The organism is Micromonospora halotolerans (genome assembly GCF_032108445.1).
Classification (GTDB): Bacteria; Actinomycetota; Actinomycetes; order Mycobacteriales; family Micromonosporaceae; genus Micromonospora; species Micromonospora halotolerans.
Window position 1 is genome coordinate 6,037,263 of record NZ_CP134876.1, and the last position, 14,175, is coordinate 6,051,437.

General features: G+C 67.8%; 8 protein-coding genes and 1 pseudogene. 4 read left to right on the forward strand and 5 right to left on the reverse strand.

Annotation, left to right across the window (positions count from 1 at the left end; translation table 11 throughout):
• Positions 1-274: 274 nt before the first annotated feature.
• Entirely contained in the window at positions 275-1,192 is a 918-nt protein-coding gene (locus RMN56_RS28455) for an NADP-dependent oxidoreductase (RefSeq protein ID WP_313724881.1), read from the forward strand.
• A gap of 424 nt (positions 1,193-1,616) precedes the next feature.
• On the opposite strand, the gene RMN56_RS28460 is transcribed toward RMN56_RS28455, so the two are convergent.
• From RMN56_RS28460 to RMN56_RS28470, 3 genes are read right to left on the reverse strand one after another with little or no spacing between them, the layout of a single operon-like run.
• The gene (locus RMN56_RS28460) at positions 1,617-1,907 is read right to left on the reverse strand and encodes a DUF6510 family protein (protein ID WP_313720828.1); all 291 of its coding nucleotides are present in this window, start codon (positions 1,905-1,907) and stop codon (positions 1,617-1,619) included.
• Between the two features lie 2 nt (positions 1,908-1,909).
• On the reverse strand, positions 1,910-2,650 hold the full coding sequence (locus RMN56_RS28465; protein WP_313720830.1) for an FAD-binding oxidoreductase: 741 nt from the start codon (positions 2,648-2,650) through the stop codon (positions 1,910-1,912).
• Complete coding sequence (locus RMN56_RS28470; protein WP_313720832.1) at positions 2,620-3,216, reverse strand: sulfite oxidase-like oxidoreductase; 597 nt, start codon at positions 3,214-3,216, stop codon at positions 2,620-2,622. The genes RMN56_RS28465 and RMN56_RS28470 overlap by 31 nt, the downstream gene beginning before the upstream one ends.
• Before the next feature lie 740 nt (positions 3,217-3,956).
• Between RMN56_RS28470 and RMN56_RS28475 the strand changes: the two are divergent.
• A pseudogene (locus RMN56_RS28475) lies at positions 3,957-4,119 on the forward strand (DDE-type integrase/transposase/recombinase); the annotation flags it as partial.
• Positions 4,120-4,232: 113 nt separating this feature from the next.
• Entirely contained in the window at positions 4,233-5,165 is a 933-nt protein-coding gene (locus RMN56_RS28480) for a ferritin-like domain-containing protein (RefSeq protein ID WP_313720834.1), read from the forward strand.
• 604 nt (positions 5,166-5,769) lie between these two features.
• On the opposite strand, the gene RMN56_RS28485 is transcribed toward RMN56_RS28480, so the two are convergent.
• Both RMN56_RS28485 and RMN56_RS28490 read right to left on the reverse strand, forming a co-directional pair.
• Complete coding sequence (locus tag RMN56_RS28485; protein WP_313720836.1) at positions 5,770-11,043, reverse strand: PxKF domain-containing protein; 5,274 nt, start codon at positions 11,041-11,043, stop codon at positions 5,770-5,772.
• Positions 11,044-11,331: 288 nt separating this feature from the next.
• Positions 11,332-12,363 carry a LacI family DNA-binding transcriptional regulator gene (locus RMN56_RS28490; RefSeq protein WP_313720838.1) on the reverse strand — a complete coding sequence of 344 codons (1,032 nt, stop codon included), beginning with the start codon at positions 12,361-12,363 and terminating at the stop codon, positions 11,332-11,334.
• A 497-nt stretch (positions 12,364-12,860) separates the two neighbouring features.
• Between RMN56_RS28490 and RMN56_RS28495 the strand changes: the two genes are divergently transcribed.
• Positions 12,861-13,979 carry an ABC transporter substrate-binding protein gene (locus tag RMN56_RS28495; RefSeq protein WP_313720840.1) on the forward strand — a complete coding sequence of 373 codons (1,119 nt, stop codon included), beginning with the start codon at positions 12,861-12,863 and terminating at the stop codon, positions 13,977-13,979.
• The last annotated feature ends 196 nt before the right edge of the window (positions 13,980-14,175 follow it).

The following is a 14,175-nucleotide window of genomic DNA, read 5'->3' on the forward strand; positions in this document are numbered from 1 at the left end:
TACGGACGAGGTGGCCGCCGCGGCACCGCGAGAAGGGCCTGGTGATTGACCCGCCGCGTGCGCCCCGCCCAGGTATCTGACCCGCTCGAGCCGACCGGGCGATACATCGCCGGTTCGCGGAGGACTCCGGAGCTTCCCATGGAAGGACTCTGAGACGCCGACGTCTGGTGCCGCTAATACTGGGTGAAGCGGAGACGCCGTGCAGGCCGTCGAACAGGCTTTCCATCCCCACAACATTTCCACCGAAAGACAAATGACCAAGGAGACAATGCCCATGAAAGCGATCGTGGTGACGGACCGGGCTGCGGGAACGGCCGGTATGAGGCTGGTGGAGCGGCCCGAGCCGGAACCGGCGCTGAACGACGTCGTCGTTCAGGTTCATGCGTCGGGATTCGTCCCGACTGAGCTGGCGTGGCCCTCGACCTGGACCGATCGCCTCGGCCGGGACCGGACGCCGTCGATCCCCGGCCACGAGCTGGCCGGAGTGGTCAGCGCTCTCGGGTATGGCACGACGGGACTGTCTGTGGGACAGCGGGTGTTCGGCCTCACGGACTGGACTCGCGACGGCACCCTGGCGGAGTATGTGGCTGTCGAGGCGCGTAACCTCGCGCCGCTGCCCGGCGAGGTCGACTTCACGGTGGGCGCGAGCCTGCCGATTTCGGGCCTGACCGCGTGGCAGGGCCTGTTCGAGCACGGCCGCCTTCGGGCGGGGCAGAGCGTCCTCGTGCACGGCGCGGCCGGCGCAGTCGGATCGATGGTGGCGCAGCTGGCACGCGAGGCCGGCGCCTACGTCATCGGCACCGGGCGCGCTGCCGACCGCCAGGCCGCGCTCGACTTCGGCGCGCAGGAGTTCGTCGACCTTGAGAACGACACCCTGGAAGACGTCGGCGGAGTCGATCTGGTGTTCGATGTGATCGGCGGCGACATCGGGAAGCGGTCCGCAGGTCTGATTCGAGCCGGAGGAACGCTGGTGTCGGTCGTCGGGCCGCCGGCGGCGCGGCCCGCCGACGGCCTGGCGGTCGACTTCGTTGTCGAAGCCGATCGCGCGCAACTGGGTGAGGTCATCCGGCGGGTGCGGGACGGACGACTACGGACGAACATCGGCACCGTCGCGACCTTCGACGACGCCGTCGCCGCTTTGAATCCGACCGAGCGGATCACCGGGAAGACAGTCATCCGCGTTCGGCCGTAGGGACGCGGGGCCGGCGACGTTCCTGCCCTCCTTGTGGATCAGCGTCAACCGCGTGGCCACTTCGGGCGACTCGTACCGGAAGACGTCATCGGATCGGTCCGCTACCTGGGTGGGCAGCCGCCGTGACCAGTTCCCGGCAGCCCGGAGGACATCACGAACGCGGTGTGGGTCCTGCTGTCGGACAAGTCGAGCTGGACGACCGGCGCCATCGCCGAGGTCGACATCATGGCCGACCGCAATTGACCCTCGAAACGTCATGCCGGGATCACGCCGCGGGGCTGTGGACCTGCCCGTACGCGTCCGCCGCCCGCGCCTGCGGGGAGACCACCAGCAATCTCGGCGAGACCGTGGCTCTCGCGTCTGGGCAGCGACCTGGGAGTGCCCAACCAGATCGGATGAAGTGGAAGGCGTATCCCGCCTCGGACTACTGCGGCACTGGGAGGCTGAGGACGAGCGACCCACGCAGGTCGACCAGGAAACGGCCGGTCGTGCGCACCACGCGCATGACGACGTGCTCGCAGTGGGGACATCGGGCGACGAGGCCGGGCGCTCGGTCGAACACGCGCATCGCGGCCAGCGGACGGGTCGTTCGGCACCCGGCGCAGGTGAGCTCGGCAACGGTGAAGTCGGCCCCCATGATCTCGCCGAGCGGTCCGGCGAGGGCGTTACCGTCCACCCAGGGTGCGTCCTCGGCTCCGGCGTTGGTGGTCGACATGGTCATCCTCCGGTGGGTCCAAAACGTTCAGTGCGGATGTTCGCGGGGTCGTGGCCGATGTCGACGAGGAGGTCGGCAACGGTCTCGACGAATCCGGTGGGCCCGCAGACGAACGCCACCGCGTCGGCATCACGGGGCCAGGCGACGCGGGAGAGGGCGTCCGCGTCCAGTCGTCGGGGCGGGGCTGGCCAGCCGGGCGGCGCGACCCTGGTATAGACATGTGTGACGGCGACGAGCCCATCGCCTGCGGCTCGTGCAGTTGCAAGATCCGAGGTGAACAGCGCATCGGACGGGGATCGGGTCGAGTAGAGCAGCCTCGTGGGATTCATCGCCGCACGCACCATCGACATCAGCGGCGCCACGCCGGACCCGCCGCCGATCAGCAACGCCGGCCGCGGATCGGCGGGTCGGCGTACGAACCAGCCGCCGAGCGGTCCACGGATCTCGAGTTGGTCGCCCGGCTCTGCAACGTCGACGAGGTACGGCGAGACCTCACCGTCAGTCACCGCCTGGACGGTCACCTCGAGCCAGTCGGGACCCGGGGCGGACGAGATCGAGTAGCTGCGGTACGCCGTGTAGCCGTCGGGCGCCGTCAACCGGACGTCGACGTGCTGCCCCGGCACGTGACCCGTCCAGCCGTCGACGTCGAGGACCAGGGTCCGGGCCGTCGCAGTCTCCGCCCGGGTGGCGGCTACGGTCGCCGCCTGCCAGGTCAGTCTGCCCGGTACCGCTGCTCGCGCCATGGGTCTCCGTAGTTGTGGTAGCCGGCCGTCTCCCAGAACCCGGGCTCGTCGTCGAGACGCAGCTCCAGTGCGCGCAGCCATTTCGCGCTCTTCCAGAAGTACAGGTGAGGAATGAGGAGACGAGCTGGCCCGCCATGCACCGGCACCAGCGGCTCGCCGTCGAACTCGTACGCCACCCAGGCCTGGCCGTCGAGAAGGTCCTCGAGGGGGATGTTCGTGGTGTAGCCGCCGTAGGAGTGGGCGACGACGTACTCGGCCGCGGTCTCGACGTCGGCCAGCAACGTGTCCACCGAGACGCCTCGCCATCTCGTGCCGAACTTCGACCAGTGCGTGACGCAATGGATGTCCACGGTCGGCTCGTCGGCAGGAAGGGCGGTGAACTCCGCCCATGACCATGTGCTCCGCTCGCCGGTCTCGGTGACGACGGCGAGTTCCCACTTGTCGAGGCCGATGCGCGGTGTCGGTCCCGCCGACAGCACCGGGAAGTCGTCTGTGCGGTACTGGCCGGGCGGGAGATCGGTGTCGTCGCGTCTGCGGCCGCCGAAGCCGCGTGTGATCACTGCCATGCGCCCCTCCCAATGTGGCCGGGCGGCCGCGATCCCGCTGCCAACCGTGCTTCCACGCGGCCGGTGGATGTCGATGTGGTACCCACCCATGACGTCAGCGTCAGCGAGTGCCCCGGTGATGAGATTCTCTGCGGTGAGGACGTGGCCGCCCCCGATCCGAGATATATTAGCTGGACCATCGCGTCCAGAATAGGCTGGCGTGGCATCGCTCGGCAAACCGCGCCGGCCACCAGCGGTCTGGAGTGACAGCAGCGTGTCTGATAGCCGTAGCGGCGCGTCCACTGCTTGGTGGACGCTTCCCAGCAGGAGTGCGACGGACCATGGCGTCCATAAGTGCGACTGGACTTTTGTTCCGAGTTGTTCGTTCGACATGTGGTAGCCGCTGCGAGATGGCGGCGGCCAGTGCGCTGCCCGATGTCAGGAGAGTTCGATCGATAGGCCCTGCCCCCGAAGTGGGAACGCTGTCGATGGACAGCCGGTCGATGCGGTCGACATGACCGCCTACCCCGACCGGGTGAACCGCCCCGGGCTTCCTGGCGGCCCGACCTCTGGTGAGGATCGAGTCATGTCACACCCTTCCCTATCCGGGTGAGTTGCGCGGGCGAAACGTTCGCCGAGGTGCGGCCGAACTACGAGTCCGAGTACGCGCCATCGGTGCGGTGGCCCACCAGGTCGGCATCGGCACGGCGGCGACGTTGCGGAAGTGGGTGCGCCAGGCCTAGGTCGAAGGGCGCCGGTGGCCCGGTGCGTTGTGGGTTGCCGCCTTCACTAGGTGCCTACCTTGTCCGGCATGGTCTACGTCGCGTTCGTCATCGACGCCTACTCGCCCGCAACGCCGGCTGGCAGGCCGCCACCAGCATGAAGACCAGCCTCGTCCTCGACGCCCTCGAGATGGCGATCTGGATTTCCCGACCTGTCGACCTGCGCCGTGGTGCGGCCATCCCCCGCCGTGCACATCCCGCAGATGTGATGAAGGTTCACGAAAGGGGCACGGCCCGACACAGCCACCTACTAGCGTGAGCGCCGACCGCAGTAACGTGCGGCACACCGGCGACATATCGATGGAGTACCCGGCGTGTCGTGGATGGGAACGGGGGCCGAATTCCATGGTAAAGAAGTTCATCAAAGAGGCGGTGTCGGGCAGCGCAGAGCCGGGTGCCGGACCGAGTGACGAGACGATCCTGAACTTCGCCCTCAACCTCGAATACCTCGAAGCCGAGTTCTATCTTCGCGCCACCACAGGGCAGGGACTACCTGACGAGATGACCACCGGTACCGGCACCCGGGGTGAGGTGACCGGTGGCGGCATGGTCAACTTCAGCAACTCGCACGTGCGCAAGTTCGCACGGGAGATTGCCTCGGACGAGCGGCAGCATGTGGCCTTCCTGCGGTCCGCCCTCGGGGAGCACGCCGTTTCCCGTCCGGCGATCTCTCTTGACACGAGCTTCACCGCGGCGGCCACCGCGGCCGGGCTCATCAAGTCGGGCGAGACGTTCGACCCGTACGCCAACGATCTCAACTTCCTCTTCGCCGCGTTCCTGTTCGAGGACGTCGGGGTCTCCGCTTTCAAAGGAGCGGCACCGCTGCTGTCCAACAAGACGTACCTGGACGCTGCCGCGGGTCTGCTCGCCACGGAGGCGTACCACGCTGGGATCGTCCGCTCCGCGCTCTACAACGAAGGCATGATCGACGATGCCGTCTTCGCAGGCGTGCAGAAGCTCTCCGACGCCCGCAACAGTCTCGACGGACCAGTCGACGACGACCAGGGTATCGGCACCAGCGCCGAGGCGAACCTCGTTCCCACGGACGACAACGGCATCGCCTACGGCCGCTCGGCCCAGTCGGTCCTCAATATCGTGTACCTCAACGCGAGCCCGGCGAACTCCGGCGGCTTCTATCCCTCCGGCCTCAACGGCGACATCGCGATGAGCGGCGGGACCGCCCGCTAATCACCCGGCCATCCGCGCCCCGACGCGCACTAGGGTGCGGATTCCCGGACCCGTACCGGACGGACCGTGCGCCCTCAAGGTCAGCGCCGGACTCCACCCCAGCGAGACCGGATCGCCGCCTTCACCTGCGACGTCATCGTCACCAGGGGCCGCGGCGACGCTCGCCAGTCCTGCGGACCGGCAGATGCAGCGCGCCATCGCGCCGATGCGCCCGCCCGTCGATGGACAGTTACCTGAGCCGCCACGGCGAGACGGCATCAGGCGGCAGCGTACCGGCTCGGTGGTTTGCGGCCAGCTCCGCAAGTTGGCTCCGATGCAGGCGGACCTGGCTGTCGACGTACGTGCGTTCCCACTTCGTGGCCTCAACGACCAGCCCGCGACCGGCGACCCAGTGGACCGTTGAGTCGCCGGGCCAGATGGACGAGGCCTGCCCGCTGAGGCAGTCCATCTCCCAGGTGCAGCAGCACCGACTGCAGCGTCAGGTGATGCGGCCGCCCAACGCGGTGGCGGGTAACTGGGCGACGGCTGATCGGCCATCGCGGGGCGCTGAGCCAGGCAGCGGAGGGGCTGCGGGTCGCAGCCCCTCCGGTGCATTCGTTGGCGGTTACTGGAGCTTGAACAGTGTGGTGAGGCTCGACCCGTCACGTGTCGTGGCGGTGACCGTGTAGCAGGCGCCGGGTGTGGCTGGGGCCTTCCAGTTGTAGACGAACTGGCCAGCGGTGGAGTCGTACCTCAGCGAGGTAGCACCAGTGGCGAGCACCTCGATTTCGTCGCTCTGTGCGCCGGTGCCGCACGTGACCTGCTTGGCGTTCATCGTGACGAGCGCCGGGTTGGTCAGCTCGGTGGTGCCCGAGAAGGCCTCGAACTTCATGGGCACGGTGCTGCCGGCCTTGACCGTGTTGTACACCTCGTCCATGTCGACCGGGCTGTAGAAGCCCTTCAGCGTCCACGGCAGCACGGTGTACGACTGGACGGCGGTGCCCACATTGCCCGCGGCGTCGGTCGCCGTGGCAAGGAGGATGTGCGTGCCGACGTCGGTGCTGTAGCCGCTGACGACGCAACCCGCCGGACCGGAGAGGGCGTCGCTCGCCGTGCACGTGGGGGCGGGCGGAACCGAGCCGAAGTACACCTCGCCGATCGCCGAGGAGAACGTCGCCGTCGGCGCGAGGGTGTCGACCTTGGCCGTGGACTCCTTGGGCTCCTCGACGTTGCCGCTGGTGTCGGTCGAGCGGAACTCCACCCGGGTGGTGCCGTCCCGGTCGACCATGACGGGCGTACCCGGGTAGGCCGTCCACTGACCGCCGTCGAGCCGGTACTGGGTGCTGGCCACGGCGAACGCGTCCTGCGCGTGGAGGGTGAAGGACGGGGCCGTCGTGTACCACCCGTGGTCGCCGTCAGGCTCCGCCGGTGACCAGGTCAGGGTCGTCGTCGGGGCCACGGTGTCCTTGCCCACGGTGAGGGTCAACGTGGTCCGCGTGGTGCCGGCCTCGCTGACGTAGTCGGGCAGGATAAGGTCGCCGACGACGGTGTGGCGACCGGGGGTCTTGACGATGTTCTCGTCGAAGTTCCAGTCGACACCGATCGCCTGGTTGTCCCGGGAGCCGTCGTTGTACGAGACCGCCACCTTGTCGGGAAGGTAGGGCAGCTCGCCCACCTCCAGGGTCTGTTCGAATGTCTCGGCACCCTGGATCGAGATGCCGCCCTGGGACATCTCGGGCCTCACGTAGATGCGGGCCTCGGCGACCAGGCCGTAGGCGTCGTTCGTGCCGTAGACCACGAACGGATCGACGTTGGGCTCCGCGACCATCTCGGGCGTGATCTCCTGCCACTTGAACCCGACCCTCCCGCGGGCGCCGCTGGCGTAGACCGCGTCGAGCTCATTCGGCAGAGCGGGCACCTGACCCACGCCGGTCCGCATCAGCACCGGCGAACGCACCGAGTCGACCGTCTCACCGTTGGCGCGCCAGCGCAGCACGCCGGTGCCCGCGCCGCTACCCATGACGCCCCAGATGCGGATGCGCAACCGGCTCGTCGTGATCGGTTCGAAGTCGAAGTGGTTGTAGGCGTTGATGGCCACCCCGTTGGCGTACGTCGATCCCTTGGTGAGGGTGAGGGGCGTCCAGGTGGTGCCGTCCGAGGAGGTCTCGACGGCGTAGGTCGTTCCGGTCGGTCGACGGGTGCCGCCGTTGTCGTCGTACCAGTAGATGTCGGTGGACGACAGCCGCACCGGCGAGGTCCAGCTGTACTGGATCCACGCCTCCCGAGCGACGCTGGTTCCGTTCTGCGTCTGGCCCCAGTTGCCCCAGCCGTTGCCGGCGCCCGGGTTCGAGCTGCTCGGGTTGCTGGCTTCGTTGACGCGCTGGTGGTTCTCCCACGATGCGGTACCGCTGGTGGTGACCGTTGCCGAGGAGCCGAATTCCGCGGCGACCGCCCGCTTGATGAGGGTCACCGCCACGGTTGCCTCCGACCGCTTGTCGCCGTCGTTGGCGACGAATCGGAACACGTAGTCACCGGCGACCGTGCCGGTCACCCGGGTCGCCAGCGCCTTCGGGTCGGCGAAGATCACCCCCGCTCCCTGAGGCGCCGAGACGGTCTCCCAGCCGAAGGTGAGCTCGCTGTCGTAGGGGATGCCGTCGTCGGAGGCCGTGCCGACCAGTCGGGTGGACAGGTTGCCATCCGAGGAGCCGTCGCGCGTGGCGGTGACCACGGGTGCCTGGTTGGAGACGGGGGGCACCTCACGGCCGGAGTTGAACAGCTGGATCTCGGCGATCGCGGTGTAGAAGGTCGGGCTGTTCGTGAAGGCGATGCGCACCTTGTTCGACGTCACGGTCTTGAAGAGCGCCTCGTTGAACTTGGCTGCCGGAACCGTCGGGTTCTTGAACTGGTTCGGCACCTCCTTCCATCCCCCGCTGCCGTCAGGCATTTGGACCCACCAGCGCGAGGGCTCGTGGTAGCCCCCGGCCTGACGGTCGCTGACGAAGGTCACCTTCACGTTGTCGAACGCCTTGGCCGATCCCAGATCGAGCTCGACGTAGCCGTTCTTCTCGGTGGTTCCGTAGTTGCCCCAGTACGGCTCGTTGGCGGTGACACCGTCGGTCACGGCGGCCAGCGACACCGGCCGTTCGGTCTCCGCTATGGCGCCGGGGGTGTAGTTCATCGTGGTGGTGCTCCAGCCGGGCGTGTGGAACTGGCGCCACGGCGTCGGTCGTGCGCCCTGCTGGGTGTACGACGAGTGCAGGGTGGCGCTCGTCGCGAGGTTCGGCGCGTCCTCGGTGAGGTCGATGTCGGCCGTCTTGAGGTACTCGGCGACGCGGTCGTCCTTGATGGCGGTGTTCACCGCGCTCGGGAAGTTGGTCCCGACCGTCGCGGTGAAGGTGACGGTCAGGCCGTTCTCGGCCTGGACCTTGTTGGTGTTCGGGTCGTAGGTGAGCTTGCCGAGCTTGTCGGTGCTGACCTTCTTCTCGCCGTCCAGGAACAGGCTGTAGCCGGCGCCCAGACCGTACCTGCTGCCGTCGGGGTCCCAGACGATCGTGACGTCGTGCCCGTGGTAGCGCAGGTTGTTGGCCATGAAGTGGTCGTAGCCGAACTTGATCGGCCACAGCTCGATCTTGTCGTCGGATCGGGGTTGGAGGCCCGCCATGTCCTCGACGAAGATGTAGTTCATGTTCCCGAGCATCACGTGGTTCGGGTTGTTGCGGTTGTAAGTCTTCGTGGTCGGGTTCCAGTTGGAGTAGTACTCGGCCTGGTTCGGGGCACGCAGGTCCGCGTTCGGGTAGATGCTCCAGGCCATCCAGTCCAGCAGCCGCTTGGCGTACGCCGGGGTGATGTACTTCTGCTCCGGGTCGTAGTGGCGCAGCGCCGAGCGAACGCCGCGGTACTGCACGGTGAAGTTGATGTTGGAGAAGTTGTTGGAGCCGCCGATGCCGTACGCGGCGCGGTCGTACTGGTTGGCGGTGTAGAACGGGAAGATCGGGAAGTTGTCGCCGTAGGTCAGGAACCGGAACCCGTCGACGTACTTCTGCCACTGGTCGAACGGGATGAGGTCCTCGGCGTAGACGTCGTAGAGGTTCGACTCCTTGGCCGGGATCAGGGCACGGGCTGACGCGGGCAGTGGGTTGGCCTTGCCGTTGGAGCTGGCCGCGCTGGTCGCGCCGTAGGACGTGCGGGCCAGGAACATCCGCATGTCGGGGCTCCACAGTTGGCTGAGGATCGCGTCCTGGGTGCCGTTGGCGGCGGTGGCCATCTCGTCGATCTTGGCTTGGTCAGCGCCGGCGATCTGGTAGAGCTGCCGGGCGGCGTCGAGCGCGCCCCACACGTACGCCGACTCGGGGCGATCGATCGTGCGTGCGCCGGGGGCGCCGGCATTGGCTTTCGGGAACCCGAACGAGATGGCGTCGGCGTCGTTGCCCGGCATGAAGTTGGTGTCGTAGGCGATCAGCTTGTTCTTGTTGCCGTCGTAGTGCTCGAGCTGGCCGACGCCGTCGCCCTCGAAGTAGTGGGCGAACTTGCTCGCGATCTCTTTGCCCCCGCCGTGCACGTTGTAGGCCTCGAGCCCGGCGGTGCCGATGTATTGCGAGTAGTGGTTGTTCCAGCTGGTGTGACCGGGGCTGTCGAGGAACGCCGATGAACCGGACAGTTCGCCGATATTGAGGATCTGGCCGTAGGGCAGGTAGGGCGTACGCTGCCACTTGGTGTCCTGCAGGTGCATCGGCTGGGTCAGCGCGATCGCGTTCTGGTAGAGGTTCGACCCCTCGACCGTGGTGGGGTACTGGTAGGCGTAGCCGGGTGCGTTGGCGTCGAGGGTGTTGTAGCGCTCGCCCCACCAGCGGTAGACGATGGCCTTCTCGAGGGCGGGGTCGGGGACGTCGATGTAGGGGATGTCCTCGGCCCAACGGCGGTTGAACGCGGTGATGCCGGTGCGCACGGCCTGGGCCGACGGCATCGCGGCGTACTCCTGGTAGCTCTCGACCGTCTTGGGCAGGGTGGCCGAGGAGACGGCGCCGACGACCGAGAGCGACAGCGAGCCGCCGGCGGGCACGGTGATCTGGCGGTCGAGGTTGGCGCCGCTACGGGTGAAGCCGGCGCCGGTGAGGTCGATCGTGACGGTGTTCCACGGCGTGTCGATGAGGCCGTTGTTGGCGCCACTGGTGATGGTGCGGGTGCCGGTCAGTTCGGCTGCACCGTCTCCGGCCTGGGTGGCCAGTGGCGAGGCGGCCCGGACGGTGAACGTCGCCGCCGAGCCACCGGGGTTGGTGAAGTCGATGGCCGTGACTGCGACGTTGTCGTAGGTGATGAACTTCGTCAGATCGGCGGTGACTCCCGTGGCGCCGATCGTGTAGCGGCCCTTGGCATGGCTCGGCGCGTTGAACCGGTTCGCGCTGACCTCGGTGACGGTCTGCCCGGGCACGGTGACGGTGTACAGGTTGCCGAGGTTGTTGGGGCCGCCGACGTAGGTGCTGCCGGCGAAGCCCATGGTGGTGAAGTTGTTGTTGCTCGCGCCGCGCATGTACAGGGAGCGGCCTCTGGTCATCAGCACCGCCGACCCGAGAGTGCCCCGCACGCCCAGCACGCGGTCGAGGTAGTAGTCGGTGCCGCCGGCCGCGAGATCCTTGTCGAAGATCGACTGGTGCATGCTCTTCGCGGTGTACGGCACGCCGGGCGCGAGTTGCGCAGCAACGTCGCCGAGGTTGGTGTAGGCCGGGTCCCCGATCTCCATGACGTGGTTCTGCCCGTTGGTGTAGACCCCGACGTCGCCCTCGTTGCCGGGCAGGATCGGGGTGTCGGCGTGCGCCGCGGACGGCAGGCTGACCACCCCTCCCATCACCAGCGCGGCCACGGCCGACCAGACGGGCACTCTCCTTCTGCGTCTACTGATCATGCTCTATCTCCTTGGTGGCGGTGCGGTCCCGCGGGAGATGTCACCGGCCAGCCGCCGGTGGGGTCGGAAGCTGACATTCGTCATCTCCGGCTGGTTGGCGTGACCCCGGTCACTAGCGCCCACCCTTGCCTACGAAAACCTTTTCGGCAAGATGTCAGCCCAGGTCAATTCACGGCCGCCGCCGGACTGCCAACGAACGACAGCCGAAATGGTTTGAGATGGACCGGCGGGCACACCGACGACACCCGAGCCGGTCGCGCGACCCCACGGAACTGGTGAAGCCTCAGCTCACCGGCGGGCCACCGTAGAGCCACGGATGACCAGTCGAGGCGCCTGGGTGTGCACGCCCCTGCCCATCTCCTCGCCGTCGAGGGCGGCGAACACCCGCTGAGCCGCGGACCGGCCGAGCAACTGCAGATTCGGGTCGATGCTCGTCAGCTCCGGCCGGGAGTTGGTGACCATCTCGTCCCAGTTGTCGAACCCGATGACGGCGATGTCGCCCGGCACCTTTCGCCCCTGGTCACGTGCCGTGTCCAACGCTCCCCTGGCGATCTGGTCGGAGCCGCACAGGACGGCGTCGATGTCCGGGTACCGCTCGAGCAGCACCGCGGTCGCGTCACGACCCCAGCGCTCCGACCACTCCGAGTACATCACCTCGCCGACCAGTTCCAGCCCGGCGGCGTCGAGCGCCGCCAGGGCGCCGGTGACCCGGTCCTGCGCGGCCGCGTAGGAGGGGTCACCCGTCACGTGCGCGATGCGGCTCCGCCCGCAGCTGATCAGATGCTCGACGGCGAGCCTCCCCGCCGCCACGTTGTCGGGGACGAGTGACAGGTCCTCCGGGTCGTCGGACGGCGCGTAGACGTACACGACGGGGACGGGGAGATCGTGACCGACGGAGGGACGCGAATCGGTTCGGCTCCCCACCACGATCAGACCGTCGACCCGCCGGCTCAGCAGCGCCTTGAGCTGGTGCTGCTCGCGGATCGTGTCCCCGCGCGCGTCACACAGGAAGACGTTCACGCGGCCCGCACCGAACGCGTCCTCGGCGCCCATGAGGATCGGGATGACGAACCGGCCCTGGAGGTCGCTGGTGAGCAGACCGACGGTTCCGGTGCGGCCCACCAGCAACCCCTGCGCAAGCGTGTTGGGCACGAAGGACAGCTGCTCGGCCGCCTGGAGCACGCGCGCCCGGGTGCGTGCGGCAACCTGACTGCGCCCGTTGAGGGCCTTCGACGCCGTGGCCACCGAGACGCCGGCCAGCCGGGCCACCTCCGTCAGGGTCACCGCCTTGCTGCCGCCGACATGGTCCTTGCCAGCCATGCGCTCTCCTCCATCGATCCGGCCCCACGGTCCGCCGCAGGGCCGAGCCTGGGTCACGCCGCGCCACGTGCTTGACGAGGGTGACGTCGGCCACTACTTTACACGCAACGAAAAGGGTTTCGGTCATTTCAGAATGCAAGCGCCAGTCACCGCCTGTCACGCGATCTTCCGACATCGACGGGGACCTGGACGCACTCCCGGGCCGCGACCCGCACGGCGTCGACCTGTCACCGACAAAACAACACGGCAAGGCTCTCACCACACCACCACCGGGGCCGTGCAGCGGCTCCCGCTCAACGATGGGCAGAGGAGTAGCGATGAAGATATTTCACCGGCGAGGCGGTCTGCGTACCGTCATAACAGTCGGCCTCAGTGCGGCGGTCCTCGCGCTGGCCGCGTGTGGCGGCGGGAGCGACGGGGCGCCGGGAGCCGCGGTCAGCGTCGGCCCGGACGGAACCGACGACGGCAGCCAGCTCACGCTGTGGACGCGAGCCCCTTTGGAGAAGCAGGCGAAGCTTCTGGTCGAGGCCTACAACAAGAGCCACAAGAACCAGGTCACCCTCACCGTCGTCCCCAACGACGACTACGTCGCCAAGGTGGGCGCCGCAGCAGGGTCGAAGGGCTTGCCGGACCTGTTCGCCGCCGACATCGTCTACGTGCCGAACTGGGTGAAGCAGGGTCTGTTCCGGGACATCAGCGCCAACGTCGACGGGCTGAGCTTCAAGGACTCGATCAACAAGGGTCACCTCGGTGCCGGCACCGTCGACGGCAAGGAACACGTCCTGCCGTTCGTACTGGACCTGTCGATGCTCTTCTGGAACAAGGCGCTGTTCAAGGAAGCGGGCCTCGACCCGGAGAAGGCGCCCGCCACCCTCGAGGAGTACGCCGCCGCCGCCAAGAAGATCCAGGCCCTGGGCAAGAAGGACGTCTACGGGACCGCTAGCGGGCTCAACTGCGGGGGATGCCTTGTCTTCACCTGGTTCCCCAGCATCTGGGCTGCGGGCGGCCAGGTGATGAACGGCGACGGCACGCAGGCCAACTTCACGAGCGACCAGAGCAAGAAGGTCTTCGACACCTGGCGCGACCTCTGGAAGTCCGGCGCTGTTCTGCCCTCGTCGAAGGACGAGACCGGCGCCACCTGGACCGCGGGATTCACCGAGGGCAAGGTGGGCCTGATGTTCTACCCGGCCACGCTGTTGTCGTCGACCAAGTTCGACGTCGGCGTCGCCGGCATCCCGGGACCCGGCGGCGGGGCGTCCACGTTCGTCGGCGGCGACGGCATCGGCGTCTCCAAGGACTCCAAGAAGGCCGCACAGGCCTGGAACTTCCTCAACTGGATGATGTCGGAGGAGGCCCAGGTCGAGGTCCTGGCCAAGGACAACGACGTGGTCTCCCGCGGCGACCTGGCCAGCAACAAGTACGCCGCCAAGGACCCGCGGCTGGTGACCATCAACGAGGTGGCCGGCAAGGGTCAGACGCCGGTCGCGCTGAACTTCCAGCAGGGCTACAACGCCCCGAACAGCCCGTGGCTCAGCCTGGTCCGCGACGCCGTCCTCGGCGAGGGCAGCAAGCTGCAGTCGAACAACGAGCAGGTCACCTCGGTGCTGTCCCAGTAGTCCACCCGCCCCGGTGCCGGACCCGGTCCGTCGAGCGGCCGGGTCCGGCAGCGGGGTGACCCACTCCCCCGCGCTGCGCACGTCCATTGGAGGGCCGCGTCGTGAGTATGTCCCTGATGTCCGGCCGAGCCCGACGCTCTCGGCGACGCTCGAGTCCAGCATCACCCACACGACGCGGTGAGGCGGTCAAGGGATG